Source organism: Streptomyces sp. NPDC007983 (assembly GCF_042958345.1).
Taxonomy (GTDB): Bacteria; Actinomycetota; Actinomycetes; order Streptomycetales; family Streptomycetaceae; genus Streptomyces.
Genome location: NZ_JBIBJI010000001.1, coordinates 322,248 through 347,953, shown reverse-complemented (window position 1 = coordinate 347,953; position 25,706 = coordinate 322,248). Strand labels below are relative to the sequence as shown.

Annotated in this window: 25 protein-coding genes and 2 pseudogenes; 17 read left to right on the top strand and 10 right to left on the bottom strand. The window is 72.4% G+C overall.

Annotated features, from left to right (window positions below; translation table 11 throughout):
• Positions 1 to 59 precede the first annotated feature (59 nt).
• From ACFZCY_RS01655 to ACFZCY_RS01640, 4 genes are all read left to right on the top strand, one after another.
• The gene (locus ACFZCY_RS01655) at positions 60 to 218 is read left to right on the top strand and encodes a DUF4177 domain-containing protein (RefSeq protein ID WP_003967454.1); all 159 of its coding nucleotides are present in this window, start codon (positions 60 to 62) and stop codon (positions 216 to 218) included.
• On the top strand, positions 215 to 679 hold the full coding sequence (locus ACFZCY_RS01650; protein ID WP_391168549.1) for an Atu1372/SO_1960 family protein: 465 nt from the start codon (positions 215 to 217) through the stop codon (positions 677 to 679). The genes ACFZCY_RS01655 and ACFZCY_RS01650 overlap by 4 nt, the downstream gene beginning before the upstream one ends.
• Positions 680 to 749: 70 nt before the next feature.
• Entirely contained in the window at positions 750 to 1,733 is a 984-nt protein-coding gene (locus ACFZCY_RS01645; RefSeq protein WP_391168547.1) for an NUDIX hydrolase, read from the top strand.
• Positions 1,730 to 2,560 carry an MBL fold metallo-hydrolase gene (locus ACFZCY_RS01640; RefSeq protein WP_391168545.1) on the top strand — a complete coding sequence of 277 codons (831 nt, stop codon included), beginning with the start codon at positions 1,730 to 1,732 and terminating at the stop codon, positions 2,558 to 2,560. The genes ACFZCY_RS01645 and ACFZCY_RS01640 overlap by 4 nt, the downstream gene beginning before the upstream one ends.
• Positions 2,561 to 2,645: 85 nt before the next feature.
• Here the strand turns inward: ACFZCY_RS01640 and ACFZCY_RS01635 are convergent, their stop codons facing one another.
• Positions 2,646 to 3,320, bottom strand: coding sequence for a Crp/Fnr family transcriptional regulator (locus ACFZCY_RS01635; protein ID WP_055546320.1), 675 nt, complete (start codon positions 3,318 to 3,320; stop codon positions 2,646 to 2,648).
• A 429-nt stretch (positions 3,321 to 3,749) separates the two neighbouring features.
• Here ACFZCY_RS01635 and nth point away from each other — a divergent pair, with 429 nt between their 5' ends.
• From nth to ACFZCY_RS01620, 3 genes are read left to right on the top strand one after another with little or no spacing between them, the layout of a single operon-like run.
• Entirely contained in the window at positions 3,750 to 4,568 is an 819-nt protein-coding gene (gene nth, locus ACFZCY_RS01630) for an endonuclease III (protein WP_391169361.1), read from the top strand.
• Positions 4,565 to 5,251 carry an NUDIX domain-containing protein gene (locus ACFZCY_RS01625; protein ID WP_391168543.1) on the top strand — a complete coding sequence of 229 codons (687 nt, stop codon included), beginning with the start codon at positions 4,565 to 4,567 and terminating at the stop codon, positions 5,249 to 5,251. The genes nth and ACFZCY_RS01625 overlap by 4 nt, the downstream gene beginning before the upstream one ends.
• 12 nt (positions 5,252 to 5,263) lie before the next feature.
• The gene (locus ACFZCY_RS01620) at positions 5,264 to 6,463 is read left to right on the top strand and encodes a MarP family serine protease (RefSeq protein ID WP_391168541.1); all 1,200 of its coding nucleotides are present in this window, start codon (positions 5,264 to 5,266) and stop codon (positions 6,461 to 6,463) included.
• Positions 6,464 to 6,535: 72 nt separating this feature from the next.
• Here ACFZCY_RS01620 and ACFZCY_RS01615 read toward each other — a convergent pair whose 3' ends face one another.
• From ACFZCY_RS01615 to ACFZCY_RS01585, 7 genes and pseudogenes are all read right to left on the bottom strand, one after another.
• Positions 6,536 to 6,742, bottom strand: coding sequence for a hypothetical protein (locus ACFZCY_RS01615; RefSeq protein ID WP_079038119.1), 207 nt, complete (start codon positions 6,740 to 6,742; stop codon positions 6,536 to 6,538).
• Between the two features lie 134 nt (positions 6,743 to 6,876).
• Entirely contained in the window at positions 6,877 to 7,803 is a 927-nt protein-coding gene (locus ACFZCY_RS01610; protein ID WP_391168539.1) for an alpha/beta fold hydrolase, read from the bottom strand.
• Positions 7,800 to 8,261 carry a phage holin family protein gene (locus ACFZCY_RS01605; RefSeq protein ID WP_391168538.1) on the bottom strand — a complete coding sequence of 154 codons (462 nt, stop codon included), beginning with the start codon at positions 8,259 to 8,261 and terminating at the stop codon, positions 7,800 to 7,802. Before ACFZCY_RS01605 ends, ACFZCY_RS01610 begins: the two co-directional genes overlap by 4 nt.
• 176 nt (positions 8,262 to 8,437) lie before the next feature.
• Entirely contained in the window at positions 8,438 to 9,829 is a 1,392-nt protein-coding gene (gene nhaA, locus ACFZCY_RS01600; protein WP_391168536.1) for a Na+/H+ antiporter NhaA, read from the bottom strand.
• A gap of 241 nt (positions 9,830 to 10,070) precedes the next feature.
• Complete coding sequence (acs, locus tag ACFZCY_RS01595; RefSeq protein WP_361473842.1) at positions 10,071 to 12,032, bottom strand: acetate--CoA ligase; 1,962 nt, start codon at positions 12,030 to 12,032, stop codon at positions 10,071 to 10,073.
• 104 nt (positions 12,033 to 12,136) lie between these two features.
• Positions 12,137 to 13,015, bottom strand: a pseudogene (locus ACFZCY_RS01590) (carbonic anhydrase); the annotation flags it as partial.
• A gap of 320 nt (positions 13,016 to 13,335) precedes the next feature.
• Positions 13,336 to 14,340, bottom strand: coding sequence for an ATP-binding protein (locus ACFZCY_RS01585; protein WP_391168535.1), 1,005 nt, complete (start codon positions 14,338 to 14,340; stop codon positions 13,336 to 13,338).
• 102 nt (positions 14,341 to 14,442) lie between these two features.
• Between ACFZCY_RS01585 and ACFZCY_RS01580 the strand changes: the two genes are divergently transcribed.
• A complete protein-coding gene (locus ACFZCY_RS01580; RefSeq protein ID WP_391168534.1) occupies positions 14,443 to 15,264 on the top strand; it encodes an oxidoreductase in 822 nt (273 codons plus the stop codon).
• A gap of 322 nt (positions 15,265 to 15,586) precedes the next feature.
• On the opposite strand, the gene ACFZCY_RS01575 is transcribed toward ACFZCY_RS01580, so the two are convergent.
• Positions 15,587 to 16,423 (bottom strand): HAD-IB family hydrolase, encoded by an 837-nt coding sequence (locus tag ACFZCY_RS01575; RefSeq protein ID WP_391168533.1) that lies wholly within the window; start codon positions 16,421 to 16,423, stop codon positions 15,587 to 15,589.
• A 454-nt stretch (positions 16,424 to 16,877) separates the two neighbouring features.
• Here ACFZCY_RS01575 and ssd point away from each other — a divergent pair, with 454 nt between their 5' ends.
• The 7 genes and pseudogenes from ssd to ACFZCY_RS01540 all read left to right on the top strand — a co-directional run.
• Positions 16,878 to 17,987: a septum site-determining protein Ssd gene (gene ssd, locus ACFZCY_RS01570; RefSeq protein ID WP_391168532.1), complete on the top strand. Its 1,110-nt coding sequence runs from the start codon at positions 16,878 to 16,880 to the stop codon at positions 17,985 to 17,987.
• A complete protein-coding gene (locus ACFZCY_RS01565; RefSeq protein ID WP_361473828.1) occupies positions 17,984 to 19,150 on the top strand; it encodes a TadA family conjugal transfer-associated ATPase in 1,167 nt (388 codons plus the stop codon). The genes ssd and ACFZCY_RS01565 overlap by 4 nt, the downstream gene beginning before the upstream one ends.
• Positions 19,147 to 20,067: a type II secretion system F family protein gene (locus ACFZCY_RS01560; protein ID WP_391168530.1), complete on the top strand. Its 921-nt coding sequence runs from the start codon at positions 19,147 to 19,149 to the stop codon at positions 20,065 to 20,067. Before ACFZCY_RS01565 ends, ACFZCY_RS01560 begins: the two co-directional genes overlap by 4 nt.
• Complete coding sequence (locus tag ACFZCY_RS01555; RefSeq protein ID WP_391168529.1) at positions 20,064 to 20,906, top strand: type II secretion system F family protein; 843 nt, start codon at positions 20,064 to 20,066, stop codon at positions 20,904 to 20,906. Before ACFZCY_RS01560 ends, ACFZCY_RS01555 begins: the two co-directional genes overlap by 4 nt.
• 73 nt (positions 20,907 to 20,979) lie before the next feature.
• On the top strand, positions 20,980 to 21,177 hold the full coding sequence (locus tag ACFZCY_RS01550) for a DUF4244 domain-containing protein (protein WP_391168528.1): 198 nt from the start codon (positions 20,980 to 20,982) through the stop codon (positions 21,175 to 21,177).
• Positions 21,178 to 21,241: 64 nt separating this feature from the next.
• Positions 21,242 to 21,637, top strand: coding sequence for a TadE family type IV pilus minor pilin (locus ACFZCY_RS01545; RefSeq protein ID WP_391168526.1), 396 nt, complete (start codon positions 21,242 to 21,244; stop codon positions 21,635 to 21,637).
• A pseudogene (locus ACFZCY_RS01540) lies at positions 21,634 to 22,065 on the top strand (Rv3654c family TadE-like protein); the annotation flags it as partial. The gene ACFZCY_RS01545 and the pseudogene ACFZCY_RS01540, both read left to right, overlap by 4 nt.
• A 141-nt stretch (positions 22,066 to 22,206) precedes the next feature.
• Here the strand turns inward: ACFZCY_RS01540 and ACFZCY_RS01535 are convergent.
• Positions 22,207 to 24,663, bottom strand: a complete 2,457-nt coding sequence (locus ACFZCY_RS01535; protein WP_391168525.1) for a DEAD/DEAH box helicase — start codon at positions 24,661 to 24,663, stop codon at positions 22,207 to 22,209.
• Between the two features lie 54 nt (positions 24,664 to 24,717).
• Between ACFZCY_RS01535 and bldG the strand changes: the two genes are divergently transcribed.
• Together bldG and ACFZCY_RS01525 are read left to right on the top strand one after the other, a co-directional pair.
• Positions 24,718 to 25,059: an anti-sigma factor antagonist BldG gene (gene bldG, locus ACFZCY_RS01530; RefSeq protein ID WP_009716787.1), complete on the top strand. Its 342-nt coding sequence runs from the start codon at positions 24,718 to 24,720 to the stop codon at positions 25,057 to 25,059.
• 89 nt (positions 25,060 to 25,148) lie between these two features.
• Positions 25,149 to 25,589: an ATP-binding protein gene (locus ACFZCY_RS01525; protein ID WP_391168523.1), complete on the top strand. Its 441-nt coding sequence runs from the start codon at positions 25,149 to 25,151 to the stop codon at positions 25,587 to 25,589.
• Positions 25,590 to 25,706 lie beyond the last annotated feature (117 nt).

Here is a 25,706-nt window from a genome sequence, read left to right as displayed (position 1 = left end):
ACCAGTCCCCCCACGGGCTACGCACCAGGCCCCGGGAGTGAGGCATTACAGTCGGCTGCATGACGAAGTGGGAATACGCGACCGTGCCGCTGCTCGTACACGCCACGAAGCAGATTCTGGACACCTGGGGCGAGGACGGCTGGGAGCTGGTCCAGGTCGTTCCCGGGCCGAACAACCCCGAGCAGCTGGTGGCCTACCTGAAGCGGGAAAAGGCATGACCGCGGTCGAGGAGAAGCTCGCCGGGCTCGGCCTGACGCTGCCTGAGGTCGCGGCGCCGCTCGCCAGTTACGTCCCGGCGGTCCGCACCGGGCCGTACGTCTACACCGCGGGCCAGCTGCCGCTGGTCGACGGGAAGCTGGGCGTGACCGGCAAGGTCGGTGCGGAGGTGACGCCGGATGAGGCCAAGGAGCTGGCGCGCACCTGCGCGCTGAACGCGCTGGCCGCCGTGAAGTCGGTGGTCGGTGACCTCGACAAGGTCGTGCGGGTGGTGAAGGTCGTCGGCTTCGTCGCCTCGGCCGCGGACTTCACCGGGCAGCCGGGCGTCGTCAACGGCGCGAGCGAGCTGCTGGGCGAGGCGCTGGGCGACGCGGGCGTGCACGCCCGCAGCGCGGTCGGCGTGGCGGTGCTGCCGCTGGACGCGCCGGTCGAGGTGGAGATCCAGGTCGAGGTCGCGGACTAGCCCGTCCGCGTGATCCGGGCCCCGGCCGGGGCCCCTCGAACATCCGCCCGCAAACGCATAGCATCCGGCCATGTCCACTACGAATGGCCAGTGGTATCCACCCGAGTGGCCAGAGCGCATCCGGTTGCTGTCGGCCGGTGAGCTGACGCCGGTGACGCCGCGCCGGGCCGCCACCGTGCTGCTGCTGCGGGACGGACCGGACGGTGCGCCGGGCGGGCAGGACGGGGAGCACGGGGCGAACGGGGAACGGCACGGAGACCAGTACGGAACGGACGGCGACCGCGGCGGCCAGGCGGCCGGGCCCGCCGTGTACATGCTGCGCAGACGCGCCTCCATGGCCTTCGCCGGAGGCGCGTACGCCTATCCGGGTGGCGCGGTGGACCCGCGCGACGAGCGGATGGTCGCCTGGGCCGGGCCCTCGCGCGCCCAGTGGGCGCGGCGGCTGGGCCTCGACGAGAGCGACGCGACCCAGGCTCAGGCCATCGTGTGCGCGGCGGTCCGGGAGACCTTCGAGGAGGCCGGCGTGCTCCTCGCGGGCCCGACCCCGCACACGGTCGTCGCGGACACCACGGGCGACGACTGGGAGGCGGACCGCCTGTCGCTTGTCGCCCGGGACCTGTCGTTCGCCGAATTCCTCGACCGGCGCGGGCTGGTGCTCCGCTCGGACCTGCTCGGCGGCTGGGCGCGCTGGATCACTCCGGAGTTCGAACCACGCCGCTACGACACCTGGTTCTTCGTGGCTGCGCTGCCGCGGGGACAGCGCACGCGCAACGCCTCCACGGAGGCGGACCGCACGGTCTGGATCCGCCCCGGGGACGCGGCCGACCGCTACGACCGGGGCGAGCTGCTGATGATGCCTCCGACCATCGCGACGCTACGGCAGCTGCGACGCCACAACACGGTCCACGACGCGTTGGTGGCCGCCACGGACCAGGACCTCACCCCGGTGCTCGCACAGGCCCGGCTGGAGGGCGATCAGCTGGTACTGAGCTGGCCGGGCCACGACGAGTTCACCAAGCACATCCCGGGCGCCACGGGGGAGCCGCGAGCATGACGTACGCAGCCGCCCTGCCCGGTCAGCCGCGCGGAGGCGCGATCGGCGGCCCGGCGACCGACCGCGCCGTCTGCGTCCTCGCGCCGAATCCGTCGCCCATGACGCTGGACGGCACCAACACCTGGATCGTCGCCGAGCCGGACTCCGACCTCGCCGTCGTCATCGACCCCGGCCCACTGGGCGACGGCCACCTGGAGAACGTCATCGCGACGGCGGAGCGGGCCGGGAAGCGGATCGCGCTGACGCTGCTGACCCACGGCCACCCGGACCACGCGGAGGGCGCGGCCCGCTTCGCCGAGCTGACCCGGACGCGGGTCCGGGCGCTGGACCCCGAGCTGCGGCTCGGCGACGAGGGGCTGGAACAGGGGGACGTCATAACCACCGGCGGTCTGGAGCTGCGGGTGGTGCCCACGCCCGGCCACACCGCCGACTCGCTGTCCTTCCACATCCCGGCCGACGCCGCCGTCCTGACCGGCGACACGGTGCTCGGGCGCGGCACCACGGTCGTCGCGCATCCGGACGGGCGGCTCGGCGACTACCTGGACTCGCTGCGGCGGCTGCGGTCGCTCACGGTGGACGACGGCGTCGGTACGGTGCTGCCGGGTCACGGCCCGGTGCTGAACGACGCGCAGGGCGTGGTGGAGTACTACCTGGCGCACCGCGCCAACCGCCTCGCGCAGGTCGAGACGGCGGTCGAGAGCGGCCACCGCACGCCCTCGGAGGTCGTGGCGCACGTATACGCGGACGTGGACCGGTCGCTGTGGCCCGCGGCCGAGCTGTCGGTGCGCGCCCAGCTGGACTATCTGCGCGAGCACGGGCTGATCTGAGCGCTCCGAGCATGGCGAAGGGCCCCGGCCGGGAATCCGGCGGGGCCCTTCCTGCGTCTTGTCCTGCTGTTCTGCGCGCCGTTCGTCAGCGGGACCGCTTGGCCAGCCGCTCGACGTCCAGCAGGATCACGGCGCGCGCCTCCAGTCGCAGCCAGCCGCGGCCCGCGAAGTCGGCGAGCGCCTTGTTGACGGTTTCGCGGGAGGCGCCGACCAGCTGGGCCAGCTCCTCCTGGGTCAGGTCGTGGACGACGTGAATGCCTTCCTCCGACTGCACACCGAAGCGGCGCGACAGGTCGAGCAGGGCCCGGGCGACGCGGCCGGGCACGTCGGAGAAGACGAGGTCGGACATCTGGTCGTTGGTCTTGCGCAGGCGCCGGGCCACGGCGCGCAGCAGCGCGGAGGCGACCTCGGGGCGGGCGTTGAGCCACGGCTGGAGGTCGCCGTGGCCGAGGCCGAGCAGCTTGACCTCGGTGAGGGCGGTGGCGGTGGCGGTGCGCGGGCCGGGGTCGAAGAGCGAGAGCTCGCCGATCAGCTCGCCGGGGCCGAGCACGGCGAGCATGTTCTCGCGGCCGTCGGGAGAGGTGCGGTGGAGCTTCACCTTGCCCTCGGTGACCACGTACAGGCGGTCGCCCGGGTCCCCTTCGTGGAAGAGGGCGTCACCCCGCGCGAGGGTGGCCTCTCCCATGGAGGCGCGCAGCTCAGCGGCCTGCTCGTCATCGAGCGCCGCGAAAAGCGGGGCGCGCCGCAGAACGTCGTCCACGAGTCTCTCCTTGTCGACATGCACAGGGGACCGTCGTCCCCATGATGCCGGACGGTAAAACAGTGCGATCAATCACAAGTTTGACGCACTGGCCTGCCGGACCGTGCGGCAGGGGTCCGATTGGGCGGGGTCCGGTCGGTGGCCCGGCCGGATGTCGGTGGCTGGGCTTAGGCTGGCCGGGTGTCCAATACGCCGGTGAGAGCACGGGGCAAGGGGGCCGAACGGGTGACCGCATCTCGTAATTCCGCTGTGGGCGAACAAGCGCCCGCCGAGCCGACGAAAGCGGCGAAGGCGCCCAAAGCGGCCAAGCCAGCCACTCCCGCCACTCCCGCCACATCCGCCGAGCCCGCGCAGCCTGCCGAGCTCGCGGAAGCCGCCGAGCCCGCGAAGCCTGCGAAGGCGGCCAGGAGCGCGAGGGCGACCAAGCCCGTGAAGGCGGCCAAGGCGGCCAAGACCGTCAAGCCTTCGAAGCCATCCCGGCCGGAATCCCGGACCGCGCTCGTCCGCCGAGCCCGGCGCATCAACCGCGAGCTGGCCGAGGTCTATCCGTATGCCCACCCCGAGCTGGATTTCGAGAACCCGTTCCAGCTGCTGGTCGCCACGGTCCTGTCCGCCCAGACCACCGACCTGCGGGTCAACCAGACCACCCCCGCGCTCTTCGCCGCCTACCCGACCCCCGAGGACATGGCGGCCGCCGACCCCGAGGCGCTGGAGCAGCTGATCAGGCCCACGGGCTTCTTCCGCGCCAAGGCCAAGTCCTTGCTGGGGCTCTCGGCCGGGCTGCGCGACCGCTTCGACGGCGAGGTGCCGGGGCGCCTGAAGGACCTGGTCACGCTGCCCGGCGTCGGCCGCAAGACGGCCAACGTGGTCCTGGGGAACGCGTTCGGGGTGCCGGGGCTCACCGTGGACACCCACTTCGGGCGGCTGGTGCGGCGCTGGAAGTGGACCGAGCAGGAGGACCCGGAGAAGGTCGAGGCGGAGATCGCCGCGCTCTTCCCGAAGAGCGAGTGGACGATGCTCTCGCACCGCATCATCTTCCACGGCCGCCGCGTCTGCCACGCCCGCAAGCCCGCCTGCGGCGCCTGCCCCATCGCCCCGCTGTGCCCGGCGTACGGGGAGGGCGAGACCGATCCGGACAAGGCGAAGAAGCTGCTGAAGTACGAGATGGGCGGCCAGCCCGGGCAGCGGCTGCGCCCACCCGCCGACTACCCGGGGAGCCCCGCCGCCCCGCTGGGAGCCGCCGGATGACGAGCACGTACGGCGGAGGCGTGGGGGTCAGCTCACAGGGGCTGCCCGAGTGGCTGCTCCCCGTGGCGCGGGCGGCCGAGACGATCGAGCCGCACCAGCTGAGCCGGTTCCTGCCGCCGCCACAGGGTGGCGGCCGCCCCTCCGCCGTGCTGGTGCTCTTCGGTGAGGGCCCTGACGGCCCCGAGCTGCTGCTGATGGAGCGGTCCGGGTCGCTGCGCTCCCACGCGGGCCAGCCGTCCTTCCCCGGCGGTGCGCTCGACCCCGGGGACGGCGATCCGGACGGGGCCGGTCCGCTGCATGCGGCGCTGCGCGAGGCCGAGGAGGAGACGGGGCTCGATCCCGCGGGCGTCCAGGTCTTCGCCGTCCTGCCGCGCCTGTACATCCCCGTGAGCGGCTTCGTCGTGACGCCCGTCCTGGGCTGGTGGCGGCGGCCGAGCCCGGTCGGGCCGGTGGACCCTGCCGAGACGGCCAGGGTCTTCACGGTTCCCGTGGCGGATCTCACGGACCCGGCCAACCGGGCGACGACCGTCCACCCCAGCGGTCACCGGGGCCCGGCGTTCCTGGTCGGAGGGGCTCTGGTCTGGGGTTTCACGGCGGGTGTGATCGATCGCATACTGCATTACGCGGGCTGGGAACGACCATGGGACCGGGCGAAGCGCGTCCCACTCGACTGGCGCGCGTGAGACGGTGTCCCAGTGAATGTGCTGGACATCCTGCTGCTGCTCGCCGCCGTGTGGTTCGCGATCATCGGCTATCGCCAGGGCTTCGTCGTCGGCGTGCTGTCGGTGATCGGATTCATCGGCGGTGGCTTGGTCGCGGTCTATCTGCTGCCGGTCATCTGGGACGGCACCACTGACCGGGCGTCGCCCGGCACCTTCGGTGCCATCGTGGCGATCGTGCTGGTGATCGTGTGCGCCTCGGTCGGCCAGGCGGCCACCACCCACCTGGGGAACAAGCTGCGCCGGTACATCACCTGGACGCCCGCGCGCGCCCTGGACGCGACCGGCGGCGCGCTGGTGAACGTGCTGGCGATGCTGATGGTCGCCTGGCTGATCGGCTCCCTGGTGGCCGGGACCTCCCTCCCCACGGTCGGCAAGGAGGTCCGCGACTCCAAGGTGCTGTTCGGGGTCTCCCGCGTGGTCCCGGAGAAGGCCAACTCCTGGTTCACCGACTTCTCCACGGTGCTCGCGCAGGGCGGCTTCCCGCAGGTCTTCTCGCCGTTCTCGAACGAGCCGATCCCCTCGGTGCCGCAGCCCGACCCGGCCCTCGCGCAGTCCCCGGTGGCCGGCCAGGCCCAGAAGAGCATCGTGAAGGTCGTCGGCACCGCCCCGAGCTGCGGCAAGGTCCTGGAGGGCTCCGGCTTCGTCTACGCGCCGAACCGGGTCATGACCAACGCCCATGTGGTCGGCGGGGTCGACGACCCGACCGTGCAAATAGGCGGGGAGGGCCGGCTGTACGACGCGAAGGTCGTCCTCTACGACTGGAAGCGCGACATCGCGGTCCTCGATGTGCCCTCGCTGCAGGCCCCCACGCTCCAGTTCACCCAGGGCGACGCGAAAACCGGCGACGACGCGATCGTGGCCGGGTTCCCGGAGAACGGCGCGTTCGATGTGCGCGCGGCCCGCATCCGCGGCCGGATCACCGCGAACGGCCCGGACATCTACCACCGTGGCACCGTGCAGCGCGACGTCTACTCGCTGTACGCGACCGTGCGCCAGGGCAACTCCGGCGGCCCGCTGCTCACCCCGCAGGGCAGGGTGTACGGCGTGGTCTTCGCCAAGTCGCTCGACGACGCGGCCACGGGGTACGCGCTGACGGCGGACGAGGTGCGCAAGGACGCCGAGAAGGGACGTACGGCCGACCAGCCGGTGGACAGCCAGGGCTGTGCCCTCTAGCCCCTGTTTCCCTGTGCGCGCTTCCCGGTGCGTGCTTCCCGGCGCGTGTCCTGCGATGCCGGTAGGCCGTGCCTACCGGCTGCGTGGATGGCGCAGCCGCGCCGAGACCCAGCGGGCACGGCGCCGGATGATGCGGGGAATCCCGACGATATTGGGATCATGGCCTTGAACAGGCCCGGAGCCGCCCCGCTCGGAAACGCTCAGCGCGGCATTGGCAGCAGCGGCGGCTTCGGGGCCGCGGCCGCTCGGTGCGTCACGGTAGTCGTGCGTCCAGCCCATACTTCGGACTTTGCCCCTGGCCCAAGGTCGGTAATCGCCGGTGACTGCGGCAATTGGCCTATGCGCCAGGCAAGTGGCTGTTCGAGAAACACCTGTTCGCACAGGGCTCACCGGGCGCTCGGTGCGGCGTCGGCTCAGCGGTCCGGTTCCGGGTCCTTGAGCCAGTTGATCAGCTCCGTGGAGAAGGCGTGCGGATCCTCCTCGTGCGGAAAGTGGCCGAGGCCGTCGAAGAGCCGCCAGCGGTACGGCGCCTCGACGTACTGCCCCGACCCCGCCGCGCTGCGGGTGCGCATCACCGGGTCGAGCGACCCGTGCAGATGCAGGGTCGGCACCCGTACCGGCCGCTTCATCCGGCGGTTGAACTGGAAACCGTCCGGCCGCGCCAGCGACCGCACCATCCAGCGGTACGGCTCGATCGAGCAGTGCGCGGTCGAGGGGATGACCATCGCGCGCCGGTAGACGTCCACCACCTCGTCCTCGGGCAGCTGCGGCCCGGACCAGTCACGGATCAGCCGCCCCACGGCCGCCGCGTCGTCCGCGACCAGCTGGCGCTCGGGCAGCCACGGCCGCTGGAAGCCCCATATGTGGGAGCCCGCACTGCTCTGCCTGACGTCCCCGAGCATCGCCGAGCGCCAGCGCCGCGGATGCGGCATGGAGGCCACCGCGAGCCGCCGCAGCAGCTTCGGCCGCATTACCGCCGCCGTCCACGCCAGATATCCGCCCAGGTCATGGCCGACCAGGGCGGCGTCCGGCTCACCGAGGGAGCGGATCACGCCGGTGATGTCGAGGGCGAGGTTGGCCGGGTCGTACCCCCGCGGCGTACGGTCGCTGCCGCCCACTCCGCGCAGGTCCATCGCGACCGCCCGGTAGCCGGCGTCGGCGAGCGCGGTCAGCTGGTGCCGCCAGGTCCACCAGAACTGCGGAAACCCGTGGAGCAGCAGCACCAGCGGGCCGTCGCCCAGCTCGGCGATGTGGAAGCGCGCGCCGTTGGCCGCGACGTCCCGGTGAATCCAGGGGCCGTCCAGCCGAACGACCGACGCGGGAATGTCAGGGACGGTCATGCCGACGAGCGTGTCACATCCTGTGCGGAGCGGCCGCCGTTCTCACCCGCCCGCGGATGCGGCTTGACGTTCCCGAGGACGGCAGCCGTCTCCTTGGACGAGGCCATGGACCGCTTGGGCGCCTTGACCTTCTTGAACTTCAGCAGCGCGAGCAGGCCCAGGATTCCGGCGATCAGCCAGTAGATGCCGCCCACGATCAGGAAGCACCAGGCGAGGCCGAGGCCGGTCCAGGACCGCATTCCGTAGGCAAGGGCGAAACTCAGCACCGGAAGTGAGAAGAGGATCAGCACCCCGGCCGCCATGCCGGCGCCACTGCCGACCGCCGCCTTCTTGGCGCCCACCCGGAGCTCGGCCTTGGCCAGCGCGATCTCGTCGTGCACCAGCGCGGACAGCTCGGTGGTCGCCGTGGCCACCAGCTGGCCGAGGCTGCGGTTGCCGCCGTCGTCGGCTGCGCTCATCGCCATCTCCCTCTGCTCTTGTACGTCTTCCGGTCGTCTTCGGTGCTTGTCGCGGTCCCGGCGCGTCGTCGGTGTGCCGCCGGCGCGTCTTCACGCGACTGCGCGTTCTTCCGTGCGTGCAGGTCTTCTGCACTGTTTCCGCGGCTTTCAAGCCTCTCAGATCATGGCGTCTCAGATCATGCCGGACCATCGTCACCGGAGTCGTCCGCGGCGGTTACTTCGGCAAGCCGCCGGTGCTCCGCGGCCTTGGCCTCGAGCAGGGCGGCCATCCGGAGGTGGTATTCGGGGGTGTCGAGTTCATAGACGTCGGGGATGCCGTCCATGTCCTCGTCCCGCTCCTCTTCCGTATACAGCCGCTGGTAGCGGTTGTTGCGCAGCTTGAGGAGGATGCCCGCGAGCAGCGCGGCGCACAGCGAGCCGATGAGGACCGCGGACTTCACCTCCTCGGCGAGCGCCGGAGCGCCGGGGAAGGCGAGTTCGCCGATGAGGAGGGAGACGGTGAACCCGATACCGGCGAGCGTCGCGACGGCGAACACATCCGCCCAGGCCAGGTCCTCGTTCAGCTCGGCCCTGGTGAACCGGGCCGCGCACCACGAACCCCCGAACACCCCGACGGCCTTGCCCACCACCAGGCCGAGGACGACGCCGAGCGTCACGGGGCGGGTGAAGACGTCCGCGACGGCGGCGCCGGATATCGGGACTCCGGCGGCGAAGAGGGCGAACACCGGCACGGCGAGCCCGGCCGACAGCGGGCGCACCCGGTGCTCGACGCGCTCAGCGGGGGAACGGTCCTCGCCCTCCCGCACGGTGCAGCGCAGCATCAGGCCCATCGCGACGCCCGCGACGGTGGCGTGCACTCCGCTCGCGTGCATCAGGGCCCAGATCACCAGGCCGAGCGGGACGTGGATGTACGCGCCGCGTACGCCCTTGTGGTGCAGCAGCCGGAAGAGGGCGAGCCCGGCGAAGGACAGGCCGAGGGCGACGAAGTTGATGTCCTTGGTGAAGAAGATCGCGATGATCAGGATCGCGCCGAGGTCGTCGACGACCGCGAGGGTGAGCAGGAACGCGCGCAGGGCGGCGGGCAGCGCGGTGCCGATGACGGCGAGGACGGCGAGCGCGAAGGCGATGTCGGTGGCGGTCGGCACCGCCCAGCCCTTCAGGCTGCCGCCACCGGTCGCGTTGACGACGACGTAGACGAGAGCGGGGGCCGCCATGCCGCACAGCGCGGCGATCACGGGCAGCGCGGCGGCCTTCGGATCGCGCAACTCGCCCGCGACCAGCTCGCGCTTCAGCTCGATGCCGGCGACGAAGAAGAAGATGGTGAGCAGGCCGTCCGTGGCCCAGGACTCGACGGAGAGGTGCAGATGCAGCGCCTGGGGGCCGAAGGAGAAGTTCCTGATGTCGCCGTAGACGCCGCTGAGCGGGGTGTTCGCCAGAATCAGCGCGGCTATCGCGGCGACGAGGAGGATGATGCCGCCGACGGTCTCGGTGCGCAGCGCGTCGGTGATGAACGTCCGCTCGGGCAGCGAAAGGCGTCCGAGGAACTTACGGGTGGTGGGCGCGGCCACGGGCGGGGCCTCCTGGGTCGTCGGGCGGGTGCGGACACACGTGTGGTGTGTGCCGACCAGACTTCCCGGCGCGCCCTCGTCATCTTGTCGCGTTGTTAACGCGGCAGGTCTTCACCTTAACCGGAACGGACGAGGGGCGCTCCCGCATGGCGGGAGCGCCCCTCAGCCCGAAGACCGCTGCTCGGGCCTGATGCGGCCGCTGGTCAGGCCGTCGGCACCGCTGGTCGGTCTTCGCTGGTGGTCAGTCTTCGCTGGGTGCGGCCGGCAGCTTGCTCTGGATCAGCTCCATGACCGAGGAGTCGGTGAGCGTGGTGACGTCACCCAGCGCGCGGTTCTCCGCGACATCGCGCAGCAGTCGGCGCATGATCTTGCCGGAGCGGGTCTTGGGCAGCTCGCCCACCGGCAGGATGCGCCTGGGCTTGGCGATCGGGCCGAGCTGCTTGGCGACATGCGCCCGCAGCTCCTCGACCAGACCCTCGTCCTCGGCCGCGCCGCCGCGCAGGATGACGAAGGCGCAGATCGCCTGGGTGGTCTGCGGGTCGGTGGCCCCGACGACGGCGGCCTCGGCGACCTTGGGGTGCGACACGAGCGCCGACTCGACCTCGGTCGTCGAGATGTTGTGGCCGGACACCAGCATCACGTCGTCGACCCGGCCGAGCAGCCAGATGTCGCCGTCGTCGTCCTTCTTGGCGCCGTCGCCCGCGAAGTAGCGGTTCTCGAAGCGGGACCAGTAGGTGTCCAGGTAGCGCTGGTCGTCGCCCCAGATCGTACGGAGCATCGACGGCCAGGGCTCGGTGAGCACCAGATAGCCGCCCGCACCGTTCGGCACCTCGTTCGCCTCGTCGTCGACGACGGTGGCGGCGATACCGGGGAGCGCCACCTGGGCCGAACCGGGCTTCGTCGCGGTGACGCCCGGCAGCGGGCTGATCATGATGCCGCCGGTCTCGGTCTGCCACCAGGTGTCGACGACGGGCGTCCTGTCCGCGCCGATGTTCTTGCGGTACCAGACCCACGCCTCGGGGTTGATCGGTTCGCCGACCGAGCCGAGGACGCGCAGCGAGGACAGGTCGAACTTGGCCGGGATGTCGTCGCCCCACTTCATGCACGCGCGGATCGCGGTGGGAGCGGTGTACAGGATGGTGACCCCGTACTTCTGGACGATCTCCCACCAGCGGCCCTGGTGCGGGGTGTCCGGGGTGCCCTCGTAGAGCACCTCGGTCGCTCCGTTGGAGAGCGGCCCGTAGACGATGTACGAGTGGCCGGTGACCCAGCCGATGTCGGCCGTGCACCAGAAGACGTCCGACTCCGGCTTGAGGTCGAAGACGGCGTCGTGGGTGTACGACACCTGGGTGAGGTAGCCGCCGGTGGTGTGCAGGATGCCCTTCGGCTTACCGGTGGTGCCGGAGGTGTAGAGGATGAACAGCGGGTGCTCGGCGTCGAACGCCTCGGGCGTGTGCTGCTCCGGCTGGCGCTCCACGATCTCGTGCCACCACACGTCGCGGCCCTCGGTCCAGGCGACCTCCTGGCCCGTGCGGCGGACGACCAGCACGCTGCGCACGTTCTCGGTGCCGGGGCGGGTCAGGGCCTCGTCGACGGCGGGCTTGAGTGCGGTCGGCTTGCCGCGGCGGTAGCCGCCGTCGGCGGTGATGATCACGCGGGCGTCGGCGTCCTGGATACGGGTGGCGAGGGCGTCGGCCGAGAAGCCGCCGAACACCACGGAGTGCGGGGCGCCGATGCGGGCACAGGCCAGCATCGCGACGACGGCCTCAGTGATCATCGGCAGGTAGATGGCGACCCGGTCGCCCGTCTGGACCCCCAGCTCGGTCAGCGCGTGCGCCGCCTGGGAGACCTCCCGCTGCAGCTCGGCGTAGGTCAGCGAGCGGGTGTCGCCCGGCTCGCCCTCGAAGTGGAGGGCGACCCGGTCGCCGAGCCCGTTCTCCACATGGCGGTCGACGCAGTTGTACGCCACGTTGAGTTTGCCGTCGGCGAACCACTTCGCGAAGGGCGGGTTCGACCAGTCAAGCGTCTCGGTCGGCTCGGTCGCCCAGGTCAGCCGACGGGCCTGCTCGGCCCAGAAGCCCAGACGGTCCGCCTTCGCACGCTCGTACGCCTCGGCCGTCACGTTGGCGTTCGCGGCCAGGTCGGCCGGCGGCGCGAAGCGGCGCTCCTCCCGAAGAAGGCTGGCCAGGCTTTCGTTGCTCACGACATCTCCCATTCCCAGGGTGTCCGTTGTGTCCCGGCCATAGCTCATCAGCCTCGGGCAGGCCCTGACAAGGCCTGACGCCGTAAATTGGTTTAGACCTGTAATCAGATCGCCTCCAGCGCTTCCGCGGTTCCCCCCTTTTCGTGCTCCAGGACGCCGGCCGGACCGGCCGCGCAGACGGTCACCGGGGTGCCGTCGTCCGGCCGGACGGCCAGGAATCTGGCCGATCGGGCGTCCAGGACGTACGCCTGAGCCTCCGCCACATGGAAGTACATCCCGTGCAGCACCAGCCCTCCCTCCGCCACCCGCCGCGCGACGCAGGCGTGCGCCATCAGATGCTCCAGTTGCTGCATCACGTTGATCAGCGCCAGCCGCTCCACATCGTCGGCCACCGGGCGGTCGGCCAGCGCGACCTCGCCGCGCCCCAGCCGCCCGATCCGCGCCATCCGTGCCAGCCCCGGCCTGCCGTGGCGCAGCCAGCGCGCCAGCGGCGTCTGTGCTCCGGGTGGCGCGGCCGACGATCCGAGCAGCGCCTGCATCGCCCCGCAACCGGAGTGCCCGCACACCGTGATGCTGCTGACCCTCAGCACTTCCACCGCGTACTCGATGGCCGCGCCCACCGAGTCGCAGGCGGCATCCTCGCCGGGAGGCGGCACCAGATTGCCCACATTGCGCACGGTGAACAGATCGCCGGGGCCACTGGAGGTGATCATGCTGGTCACCAGCCGGGAGTCGGCACAGGTGAGGAACAGCTGGGTGGGCCGCTGTCCCTCCCGGGCGAGCCGCGCGAGCTCGTCGCGCACCAGTGGTGCGGTGTTGCGCTGGAAGGCGCTCACCCCGCCCAGCAACTGCCCCGTGCCGTCCCCGGGGTCGTGTCCGGCCCCGGCCGCCGGGGTGGGGCGGGTGCAGTGGTGGTTGCGCCAGGGCGTCCACGGACGGCAGGGGGGTGCACCGGCCGACTCGGCGGCCGGCTGTCGCGGCCGGTTGAAGAGGCGCAGCGAGACGAGGACGGCGACCGCGATCCCGGCGAGCGCGACGGCCATCAGCCCGGCTTGCAGCGGGGCCCCCGTAGCAAGCGCGATCTGGTCCAAGAGCTTCAACATTCCCGTCTCCTCCGGGGCTTCGCGGTCGCGGGCAAGAGCGCGGCCGTGGGTCACGGCGTACTGCGGTGCTGACTCCCAAGCGTTGGTAAATGAATCGTAATGCCAGGTAAAGTCAGTGGGAAGCCTTTTGGGGCGGAGCGGGCTGTTGTTCCCTCTATGGGGTGAATAGTCAGACGAGATGACCGCGCCGGGGCGGATGGCTAGCCAGGCGTGGGAGCGGCCGCCGCCCGCCCGTCCAGGGCGGACTCGTCCAGGGCGAAGGCCGGATCGACCTGTGCCGCCAGGTCGGCACCCGTCTTCGCGTTCCCCCAGCTCTGCGCGTTCTTCAGATGGAAGTGCACCATCTGGCGGGTGTAGCGCTGCCAGTCCCGCCGCTCGTAGGAGGCGTCCACCGCGTCGTGCAGCGTGCGCAGCGCCTCGCGGTTGGGCTCCTCCAGCTCCGTGAAGCGCGGTGCGCGTCCCTTCTCCATCGCCCGGACCCAGTCGGAGTGGCCGACGGTGACCAGCAGGTCGTCGCCCACCTCGGCGCGCAGAAAGGCGAGGTCGTCCGGGCCCTGCACCTTGTTGCCGACCACGCGCAGCGCCACGTCGAAGTCGCGGGCGTACTCCTTGTACTGGCGGTAGACCGCGATGCCCTTGCGGGTGGGCTCGGCGACCAGGAACGTCATGTCGAAGCGGGTGAAGAGCCCGGAGGCGAAGGAGTCGCTGCCCGCCGTCATGTCGACGACCACGAACTCCCCGCGCCCGTCGACCAGATGGTTGAGGCACAGTTCGACCGCGCCGACCTTGGAGTGGTAGCAGGCGACACCGAGATCGGACTCGGTGAAAGGCCCGGTCGCCATCAGTCGCACCTCCCCGTCCCCGAGTGGGACCGTCCGGGCGCACGCCTCGTAGACGGGGTTGTCCTCGCTGATCCGCAGCAGCCGCGACCCCTCGCCGGGCGGCGTTGTCTTGATCATGGTCTCGGCGGAGGCGATCCGGGGGTTCGTCCCGCGCAAGTAGTCCTTGATCAGGGGGAGATGGGCGCCCATGGCGGGCAGTGCGGCGGCCTCCGCCTCGTCGAGCCCGAGTGCCGCGCCCAGATGCTGGTTGATGTCGGCGTCGACCGCGACGACGGGGGCGCGGGTGGCGGCGAGATGGCGGATGAACAGCGACGACAGCGTCGTCTTGCCGCTGCCACCCTTGCCTACGAAAGCGATCTTCATGTTCAGAAAGCGTAGGTGAGTGATCCTCTCCCATGAGGGATTTACGTGAAGAAAACCACTCCAACGAGGGGCCCCGGGGCGTGGGTGCGTAGGGTCGTACTCATGAGTACGTCAGCAGATCCGCTCGCCGCCCTGGCGGCGCTGCCCGGTGTGGCCGAGTCCGTGGAGGCTGTACGGACGGCAGTGGACCGGGTCTACGGCCACCGGGTGATGCGCCGCCGCAGCAACGAGGTCACGTCCGAGGCGGCGCTGCGCGGAGCGCGTGGTTCCGCGGCGCTGGCCGGTGCGGACTGGGCGCTCGAAGAGGTCCGCCGCCGCACCGACTTCGGGGCCGAGGGCGAACCGCACACGGTGGGTGCGGCGCTGCGGGTGACCGCCGAGGCCGGCCAGTTGCTGAGCGTCTGGCGGCAGTCGCCGCTGCGGGTGCTGGCCCGGCTGCATCTGGTCGCGGCCGGAGGGGCGGACGATGACGACAGAGTCGGACGGCCCCGGCTGGCGGGTGAACCGGTACGGGAGCGGCTGGTCGGGCCGGAGCCGCCGGGCGCCGACGAGGTGGCGGGCCGACTCGACGGGCTGGCGCGGCTGCTGCTCGCGGGCAGCGAGGCCCCGGCGCTGGTGACGGCGGCGGTGGTGCACGGGGAGTTGCTCGCGCTGCGGCCCTTCGCCTCGTACAACGGCCTGGTGGCGCGCGCGGCCGAGCGGATCGTGCTGGTCGGCAGCGGGCTGGACCCGAAGTCCGTCTGCCCGGCGGAGGTGGGCCACGCGGAGCAGGGCGCCGCGGCGTGTGTGGCCGGGCTGGAGGGCTATGTGTCCGGGACGCCCGAGGGCATGGCGGCCTGGATCGCGCACTGCGGACGGTCGGTTGAGCTGGGTGCACGGGAGAGCACGGCCGTGTGCGAGGCGATGCAGCGGGGAGCGGCCTGAGGCCGTCCGGGCCAAGGAGGCCCGGGCCCGGACAGAGTTGCGGCGGCACCACGGGGGTGCCGCCGCTGGCACGTCCGCCGGGTTACCAGTGCGTGCACGGAAATTCGCCCATCAGGCCGGGATCTTCGCCCGTCACCTGGTGCGGCTGGCCCGTAATCGACGGGTCGGCGTCGCGTGGGTGCCCGGCATCCATGCTCGGTCCGTGGGGCCTGGTGCGTCTGGGGAGATCCTCCCGGATACCCCTGGTCTCGCGGGCCGTCGATTCCTTTCTACTCCTGCGCGAAGCCAAGTGGAACCCCTCCACGCAGATCTTTGCGGCAGGTCAAATGCGGGTATAAGGGGCACGCCGCCGGCTGGCATACCACACCAGACCGGCGGTGGCGGCGGCCGCGCCCACCGCGGCGACCGCGGCCAGGACCGGCCGCGGCGGCATGGACAGCGAGGGCAGCCGCTGCTTCAGCCGCACCGGGCGGTCGAAGGAGAGGATCGGCCAGCCGCGGGCGACCGCTTCGCGGCGCAGGGCCCGGTCAGGGTTCACCGCGTGCGGATGGCCGACCGACTCCAGCATCGGCAGGTCCGTCCCCGAATCGCTGTAGGCGTAGCAGCGCGACAAGTCGTATCCCTCGGACTCGGCCAGCTCGGCGATCGCCTTCGCCTTCGTCGGTCCGTAGGCGTAGTACTCGACTTCCCCGGTGAAGACCCCCTCCTCGACGACCATGCGTGTGGCCACGACCCGGTCCGCGCCCAGCAACTCGCCGATCGGCTCCACGACCTCCGCACCCGAGGTGCTGACGATCACCACATCGCGTCCCGCGGCGTGATGCTCCTCGATGAGGGAAGCCGCCTCGTCATAGATGATGGGATCGATCAGATCGTGCAGAGTCTCCGCGACGATCTCCTTCACCAGTTGGACATTCCAGCCACGGCAGAGTGCCGAGAGGTACTCGCGCAACCGCTCCATCTGGTCGTGATCGGCGCGGCCGGCGAGGAAGACGAACTGGGCATAAGCAGTACGCAGTACGGCTCGACGGTTGATCAGCCCACCCCGGTAGAAGGACTTGCTGAAGGTGAGCGTGCTTGACTTCGCAATGACCGTCTTGTCCAGGTCAAAGAAGGCGGCTGTCCGGGGCAAGGAGTGGTTTTCCACGACGCCGAGCATAGGGCCCACCATTCGGCGTAAGCTGAGGCGCGTGGGTTTGCCTGAGAAGGCTCTCGGGTACACCATGGAAGTCACGGATCGTTCGCGACCGTGCTAACCCGGCCCGACTCCTCCCCCCCCGAGTCGGCCGTGGGGACGACCCCCGCTCTCCCCCCCGGCGGGGGTCGTCGCATGTCCGGATGCCTTTCCGGTGCTTTCACGAGATCTTGCTCCCCTCATCCGGGCCTGGGTGACTCCTGCTCCCCAACACCCTGAACGGTTACCGTGCGTAATCGCTAGACTGCACTCCGGAAGTCACTGGTTTAGGTGACTGGGATATTCACAACTGATGAGTTGTCCACGGTTTTGGACCAAGATCCCCAAGATTTTCAGGATCGCGACACGGTGATTCTCCGCGTTGTTTGCACTCGCCGTTCGCGTGAGTGAGAGCGCGTAACGATATGGGGAGGGGATCGTGACTGCATCCATCACACCGGAACGGTCATCACCGGCAGAAGGACAACGCAGCAGACCGCTGATCATCACCGAGGACGAAGAGCTTCTCGACGATCTGCTGAGGCTGTGCGCTGCCGCCGGAGCCGAAGCCGAAGTGGCCCATGGCTCGCCCACACGCCGGGGCAGTTGGGAAGGCGCGCCGCTGATTCTCGTCGGGGACGACGCGGCGGCCAAGCTTCGCGGCCGCGTCCGCAGAGCGGGCGTGCTGCTCATCGGGCGCGATCTCGACGACCACGGCATCTGGCGCCGGGCGGTGGATATCGGCGCAGACAACGTGGCCTTCCTGCCCGATGCCGAGACCTGGCTCGTGGACCGGATCGCCGATGTGGCAGAGGGAGTTGGCCAGCAGGCCGTGACCATCGGGGTCATCGGTGGCCGTGGCGGAGCCGGAGCCTCCACCCTCGCCTGCGCCCTGGCCGTCACGGCGGCCCGCTCGGGGCGGCGCACCATGCTCATCGACGGCGACCCGCTGGGCGGCGGTCTCGACGTGCTGCTCGGCGGCGAGGGGGCGGAGGGGCTGCGATGGCCCGCCTTCGCCGAATCGCGAGGCCGGGTCGCCGGGGGCGCGCTGGAGGAGTCGCTGCCCGAGTTGCATTCCCTGCGGGTGCTGAGCTGGGACAGGGGGGATTCGGTCGTCATTCCGCCCTCGGCGATGCGCGCGGTGCTGGCCGCGGCCCGGCGGCGCGGCGGGGTCGTGGTGGTGGATCTGCCGCGCCGGGTGGACGAGGCGGCCGCCGAGGCCCTCGCCCAGGTGGACCTCGGTCTGCTGGTCGTCCCGGCGGAGCTGCGCGCCGTCGCGGCCGCCCACCGGGTGGCGTCCACGGTGAGCATGGTGCTGAGCGATCTGCGCGCGGTGGTGCGGGGCCCCTGCGGGCCGGAGCTGGACGACGAGGAGATCGCGCGGCTGCTCGGGCTGCCGCTGGCCGGTCAACTGCCTCCGGAGCCCGGGCTGCTGGACGCACTCGACGGAGGCGAGCCCCCGGGCGGCAGCGCGCGCGGCCCGCTCGGCCGGTTCTGCGCCGAGTTCTGGGCGCGGGCCCTGCCCGGCGCGGGGGGTGTCACCGCATGAGCGTCGAAACCCCTGACCTGCTGGACGCGGTGCGGCTGCGGCTGGCGGAGAGCGGCGCGGAGCCGACTCCCGCCCGGGTGGCGGCCGCGCTGCGCGAGGAGGGGCGGCTGCTGGGCGACACCGAAGTCCTCGGTGTGGTCGCCGCCCTGCGCTCCGAACTGGTCGGCACCGGCCCCCTGGAGCCGCTGCTCGCCGCGCCCGATGTCACGGACGTGCTGGTCACCGCCCCCGACGAGGTCTGGGTGGACCGCGGCGCGGGGCTTGAGCGGACGGCCGTCGCCTTCGCCGACGCGGCCGCCGTGCGCAGGCTCGCCCAGCGGCTCGCCGCGGTGGCCGGGCGGCGGCTGGACGACGCCCGCCCGTGGGTGGACGCCCGGCTGCCGGACGGGACACGGCTGCACGCGGTGCTCCCGCCGGTGGCCGTCGGATCCACCTGCCTGTCGCTGCGGGTGGTGCGGCCGCGGGCGTTCTCCCTCGCCGAGCTGGTGGCCGCCGGGACCGTGCCGCCCGGCGGTGCGGAGCTGCTGCGGGCCATGCTGGACGCCCGGCTGTCTTACGTGGTGAGCGGGGGCACCGGATCCGGCAAGACGACGCTGCTGAGCACCCTTCTGGGGCTGGTCGGCCGGGAGGAGCGGATCGTCCTCGCCGAGGACTCGGCGGAGCTGCGGCCCGACCATCCCCATGTGGTCCGGCTGGAGACCCGCCCCGCCAACCAGGAGGGCCGGGGCCAGGTCACCCTGCGGGACCTGGTGCGCCAGGCGCTGCGGATGCGACCCGACCGGCTCGTGGTCGGTGAGGTCCGCGGCCCCGAGGTCACCGATCTCCTGGGCGCGCTGAACACCGGCCACGAGGGCGGCTGCGGCACCGTCCACGCCAATACGGCGGGGGACGTACCGGCCCGGCTGGAGGCGCTCGGCTCGACCGCGGGCCTGGACCGGGCCGCGCTGCACAGCCAGTTGGCGGCCGCCCTGTCGGTCGTGGTCCATCTGGTGCGGGACCGCGGCGGACGGCGCAGGATCGCCGAGCTGCATGTGCTGGACCGGGACCGCGCGGGCTTCGTCACCACCGTGCCGGCCGCCGTATGGAGCCCGCGGGGCTTCGAGCGGGCGGCGGGCTGGCAGCGGCTCCAGCGCCTGTGTGGACGAGGGGGAGGCGCGTCATGACCGGCACCGGAGGTAACCCCGGGGCACTGAGCCTCGGTGCGGCGTTGCTGTGCGCGGCGGTGGCCGCGTGGCTGCTCTCCGCGCGGGACCGGGAGCTGCGCCGGGCCAGGCTGCTGTTCGCGGGTGGCGGGCCCGCCGTGCTCACCGGGCCGGACCCGGCGCGGCGGCTGTCCGAGACGGCCGCCTGGCTCAAGGAGCGCTGGCGGGTCAGGTACGGCGGGCGGATGGGGCGTGAGCTGCTGTGCGTGCCGCTGGGTTGCGTGCTCGCGGTGCTCGGCGCGTCGGTCCTGCCGCTGTTCGCCGCGGTGGCGGCCGTGCCGGTCGTCGGCCGGTGGCTGCGGGCCCGGGAGCGTGGCCGGGCCCGTGACCGGCGTGCGGCGGGAGTGATCGAGCTGTGCGGCACGGTGGCGGGCGAGCTGCGGGCCGGGCGGCAGCCCGGCGAGGCGCTGCTGTCCGTGCCCTCGGGAGACCTGGGGGAGCGATGGGGGCTGGTGTCCGCCGCCGCCAGGTTCGGCGGGGATGTGCCCGAGGCGTTGCGCAGGGCGGCCCGGCAGCCGGGCGCGGAGGGGCTGACCGGGGTCGCGGCCTGCTGGCAGGTGGCAGTCGACGAAGGCGCGGGGCTCGCCGCCGGGCTCGACCGGGTGGCCTCGGCGCTGCGCGCCGAGCGCGAGCAGCGCGAGACTCTGCGCGCCAGGCTGGCGGGGCCCAAGGTCACCGTCGCGGTGCTGGCTGTGCTGCCGGTCTTCGGGCTGGTGATGGGCTCCGCGCTGGGCACCGAGCCGCTGCACCAGCTCCTGCACACCCCGGTCGGGCTGGGCTGTCTGCTGGGCGGCTGCCTGCTGGAGTGGGCCGGGTTCGCCTGGCTCAGACGGTCGATGCGGGCGGCGCTCGCCCCCGGGAAGGCCGTCGGCCGATGAGCGCCGCCCTTGTCCACAGGCTGGGGATCGCGCTGTCCCTCATGGCCACCGTCGCCTATGTGGCGATGGCGGTGGTGGAGGCCCGGCGGGACCGTGCCGCCGGCCGGCGTCTGGCGGCGCTGCTGCCGGGCGGGCGAGCGAATGCGGAAACGGACACCGGGACGGCCCGGAGGCGGGTCAAGGCCAGGGAGCGCCTGCGTGCCCGGATGGACGAGGGCGCGGCCCTGGCCTGGGCGGCCTCGCTCGGTGTCCTGCTGGCCGCTGTCGTGCTCGTCGGAGGACCGCTGGGGTGGGTTTCGGGGCCGGCGGCCGCGTATGGCGTCCGGCGGTGGCAGCGGCGGCAGGCCGCCGTGCGGTCCGGCGGCCCGGCTCGTGACGCGGGCCGCCAGGATGCCGAAGCGGTGCGGCAGATCCCGCTCGCCGCCGACCTGCTGGCGGCCTGTCTGGCCGCCGGGGCAGACCCGCGCACGGCGGCGGACGCGGTGGGCAAGTCGCTCGGCGGCCCGGTCGGCGAGCGGCTGGTCCGGACCGCGGCGGAGCTGCGGCTGGGAGGCGATCCCGCCGACGCCTGGGGACGGCTCGGCGCATTGCCCGGCGCGAGCGGTTTGGCGCGCGTCCTGGAGCACGCCGGGACCACGGGCGCCCCGGCGGTGGAGCCGGTGTCCCGGCTCGCCGCCGACAGCCGCGCCGAGCAGGGGAGGGAGGCGGGTCGACGCGCCGATCGGGCGAGCGTGCTGGCCACTGCCCCGCTCGGGGCCTGCTTCCTGCCCGCGTATCTGCTGATCGGTGTGGCCCCGGTGATGACGGGGCTGGCGGGCGGCCTGGCGGGCCACACCTGAGGACGGCGCCTCGGTCCGGTGCGGCACGAGGGGCCGGTATGTACGGCACATGACAGCTACAAGGGGGACCGAAATGATGAAGCAGTGGTGGGCCCGGCGGCGCGCGGCGGTGCGTGCACAGGCCGAGGCGGGAATGGCCACCGTCGAATACGCGATGGGGACGCTGGCGGCGTGTGCGTTCGCCGCGGTGTTGTACAAGGTGGTGACGAGCGGAACCGTCAGCGGTGCGCTGCAATCGGTGATCGGACGGGCTCTCGATGCGCCGTTCTGAGGCACCGTCCACGGTGGGCCGGCCGGGCGCGCGGGCCGGGCTTCGTGCGCGGAGCGCACCGGGAGTGGCCCGCGCGGGAGCGGTCCGCGTCGGGTCGGACCGGGGCTTCGTCACCGCGGAGGCGGCTGTCGTGCTGCCGGTGCTGGCCCTGTTCGCCCTGATGCTGATCTGGAGCCTGATGGCCGCGTCCGCGCAGCTGAGTTGCGTGGACGCGGCCCGGGCCGGCGCCCGGGCGGCGGCGCGCTCGGAGTCGCGGGACGCCGTGATGGATGCCGTCCGGTCGGCCGCACCGCGCGGCGCTCGGGTGGAGCTGTGGCGGGACGGAGACCTGATGCGTGTGCGGGTCCGGACCCACGCGGTCGGCCCCGGCCCGCTGGCGCTCCGGCTGCACGCCGAGTCGACCGCCCTCGCCGAGGACACGGTGGGCACTGCCGGCGCGGGGCGGGAGGCAGCCCGGTGAGGGGTTTCGTACGCCGGGCGGCGGACGGTCGTGCGAGGCGTTCCGCAGGAGGGGCGGCGGACGGTCGTGCGAGGCGTTCCGCAGGAGGGGCGGCGGACGGTCGTGCGAGGTGTTCCGTACGCGGCGCGGCGGACGGTCGTGCAAGGCGTTGCGTACGCGGGGCGGGCGAGCGCGGCGACCGGGGGTCGGCGACGGTGTGGGCGGCGTTCGCCGCGACGGCGCTGTGCGCGGTGTTCGCGGTCGTGCTGGCGGCCGGGCAGGTCATGGTGGCGCGCCACCGGGCGGGCGGGGCCGCCGACCTGGCGGCGCTCGCCGCGGCGGACCACGGCCTGGAGGGGCCCGGGGCGGCGTGCCGCCTCGCCCGGCGGGTGGCCTCCGCCCAGGGCGCGCGCGTGGTGCGGTGCGCCCTGAGTGGTGAGATCGCGGATCTCACGGCGGAGGTGCGGGCCGGGCCGTTCGCCCTCCGGGCCCGGGCGCGGGCAGGCCCCGCCGACACTCCCGTGTCCGCCCCCGGTGGGCGCTCGGCGGACGGGGCCGGGCGGCGCTCGGCGGCGGGCGCCGGGGTCCGGTCAGCCTTCGGCGGGCGGTTGGTCCGGGGCTTTGGCCAGGAGCGTCGTCAGCAGGCGGATGGCGGCCCGCTTGTCGAGCGGATCGTTCCCGTTGCCGCACTTCGGGGACTGGATGCAGGACGGGCAGCCCGCCTCGCACTCACAGGCCGCGATCGCCTCGCGGGTGGCGGTCAGCCAGCGGGCGGCCGTGTGGAAGGCGCGCTCGGCGAAGCCCGCCCCGCCGGGGTGGCCGTCGTACACGAAGACGGTCGGCAGAAGCGTGTCGGGGTGCAGGGGGATCGACACCCCGCCGATGTCCCAGCGGTCGCAGGTCGCGAAGAGCGGCAGTATGCCGATGGAGGCGTGCTCGGCGGCGTGCAGGGCGCCGCCGAGGGCCTGGGGGTGCACCCGGGCCTCCTCCAGCTGGTCCTCGGTCACGGTCCACCACACGGCCCGGGTGCGCAGCGTGCGGGGCGGCAGGTCGAGCTTGGTCTCGCCCAGCACCTCACCGGTGATCAGCTTGCGGCGCAGGAAGGAGACGACCTGGTTGGTGACCTCGACGGATCCGAAGCACAGCCGCGCGTCCCCCCACGGGATTTCGGTGGTGGTCTCCAGGATGGAGATCGCGGTGGTGTCGCGGGCGGTGGTCGAGTACGGCGGACTGGCCTCCTCCACCAGCGCGACCGAGTCCTCCAGGTCGAGCTGCCGGACGAGATAGCTCGCGCCCTGGTGGAGGTGGACGGCGCCCTCGTGCACGGTGGTGTGGGCGGCCGAGGCGTCCACGGTGCCCAGCAGCCGCCCGGTCGCCGCCTCCACGACCTGGACCGGGCTGCCGCCCTCCCCGCGGATGTCGGTGAGGTCGGCGGCGCGCTCGCGGCGGGTCCAGTGCCAGGCGGTCGCGCGGCGGCGCAGCAGCTTGCGCTGCTCCAGCTGCGGCAGCAGCTCCTCGGTGGCGGGGCCGAAGAGGTCCAGGTCCGCCTCGGTGAGCGGCAGCTCGGCGGCGGCCGCGCACAGGTGCGGCGCGAGGACGTACGGGTTGTCGGGGTCCAGCACGGTGGACTCGACGGGCTGCCGGAAGAGGGCGTCCGGGTGGTGGACGAGATAGGTGTCCAGCGGATCGTCCCGGGCGACCAGGATCGCCAGGGCCCCCTGGCCGGTGCGTCCGGCCCGCCCGGCCTGCTGCCACAGGGAGGCGCGGGTGCCGGGATAGCCGGCCAGTACGACGGCGTCCAGACCGGCGATGTCCATGCCGAGTTCGAGGGCGGTGGTGGCGGCGAGGCCGAGGAGGTCACCGGAGTGCAGGGCCCGCTCCAGGGCGCGGCGCTCCTCGGGGAGATATCCACCGCGGTAGGCGGCCACCCGGTCCGGCAGGGACCGGTCGACATCCGCCAGTCGCTCCTGGGCGATCAGGGCGATCAGCTCGGCGCCGCGCCGGGAGCGCACGAAGGTGACGGTGCGGACGCCCTGGACGGCCAGGTCGGTGAGCAGGTCCGCGGACTCGGCGGTGGCCGTGCGGCGGACGGGGGCGCCCTGCTCGCCGTGCAGCTCGGTCAGCGGCGGCTCCCACAGGGCGAAGACCACCTCGCCGCGGGGCGAGGAGTCCTCGGTGATCGCCGCGACCGGCACGCCGGTCAGCCGGGCGGCCGCCACGGCCGGGTCGGCGGAGGTGGCCGAGGCGAGCAGGAAAACGGGCGAGGAGCCGTAGCGGGCGCAGACCCGCCGGAGCCTGCGCAGTACCTGGGCGACATGGGAGCCGAAGACGCCGCGGTAGGTGTGGCACTCGTCGATGACGACGTAGCGCAGCGCGCGCAGGAAGGAGGACCATCTGGGGTGGCCCGGCAGGATGCCCCGGTGGAGCATGTCGGGGTTGGTGAGCACGTAGTTCGCGTACTGGCGGACCCACTCGCGCTCCTCCACCGGCGTGTCGCCGTCGTACACCGCCGCCCGCACCCCGGTGCCGAGCGGGGCCGTGAGGTCGGCCACCGCGCGGCGCTGGTCGGCGGCGAGCGCCTTGGTGGGCGAGAGGTACAGGGCGGTCGTGCCCCGCCCGCTGGGCTCCTCCGAGCCGTCCAGCAGGGTGCTGAGCACGGGGGCGAGATAGGCCAGGGACTTGCCGGAGGCGGTGCCGGTGGCCACGACCACGGACTCCCCGCGCAGGGCGTGGGCGGCCGTGCGGGCCTGGTGGGTCCACGGGCGCTCGATTCCGGCGGCCCGGATGGCGTCGATCACTTCCGGCCGGATCGGCGAAGGCCAGTCGGCATGGCTGCCGAGACGCGGGGGCAAGTGCTCCGTATGAGTGATGCGCGCGCCTCGGCCCGCTCCGGTGCCGAGCCGGTCGAGAACGGCCCGGGGCGAGGGGCGTATGCCCGCCTGCCGCGGGAGTTGGTTGTGGGCCATCGACACCGAGTGTGTCACTGGTCTGACGGACAATGGGCTCAAGGCGTCGTGCACGCCTGCTGGTAAGTGATTGAATGCCATCGCGGCTGCCGATCCATGGGGGGCGACCGCTCGATGCAAGGTGCTGGAGGATCCGTGGACCTGTCCCTGTCGACTCGGACCGTTGGCGACCGCACGGTCGTCGAGGTCGGTGGCGAGATTGATGTATATACCGCGCCCAAGCTGCGCGAGCAGCTGGTCGAGCTTGTCAACGACGGTAGCTACCACCTGGTCGTCGACATGGAGGGCGTCGACTTTCTCGACTCCACCGGGCTCGGCGTGCTCGTCGGCGGGCTCAAGCGCGTACGTGCCCATGAGGGCTCACTGCGTCTGGTGTGCAACCAGGAGCGCATTCTCAAGATCTTCCGTATCACCGGCCTGACCAAGGTGTTCCCCATCCACACCTCGGTCGAGGACGCTGTCGCGGCGACTGACTGACCAGTCACCGCGGGAAGACCACCAAGGGGGTTCCGGGCGATTTCGCCCGGCCCCCCGATATGCACGCCCATACGCCCGAGGGGGATGGCATGGCCACTGTCGAACTCCGCTTCAGCGCGCTTCCCGAGCACGTCAGGACCGCCCGGCTGGTCGCGGCTGCCGTGGCGCGTCGGGCGGGGGTGGACGAGGCCGTGCTCGACGAGGTGCGGCTCGCGGTCGGCGAGGCCTGCACCCGTGCGGTGGGGCTGCACCTGAGCAACGGGGTGGACGCCCCGGTGCGGGTGGCGCTCACCGAGGAGGAGAAGAAGTTCTCCATCGAGGTCGGCGATGAGTCGCCCACCTCGGCGGGGCACGCCCCCGGCTCCCATCCGGACGTGGACGACGACGGCGCGGCCGAGGCCGAGACCGAGGACGAGATGGGCCTCGCGGTCATCAGCGGCCTCGTCGACGACGTCGAGGTGACGACCAGCGAGACCGGTGGCGTGATCCGCATGAGCTGGCCCGCCTCGCCGCAGTCCCTCGTGCCGTAACGATCCGCCGCCATTCCGCTCGATCTGCCGTGACCTCCGGGCCGGCCGTCCCCGTGACGGCCGGCCCGGTCGTCGTTCCGGGGGTTCCGGAGATTCCGGACGGGTTCGGGGCGCGTT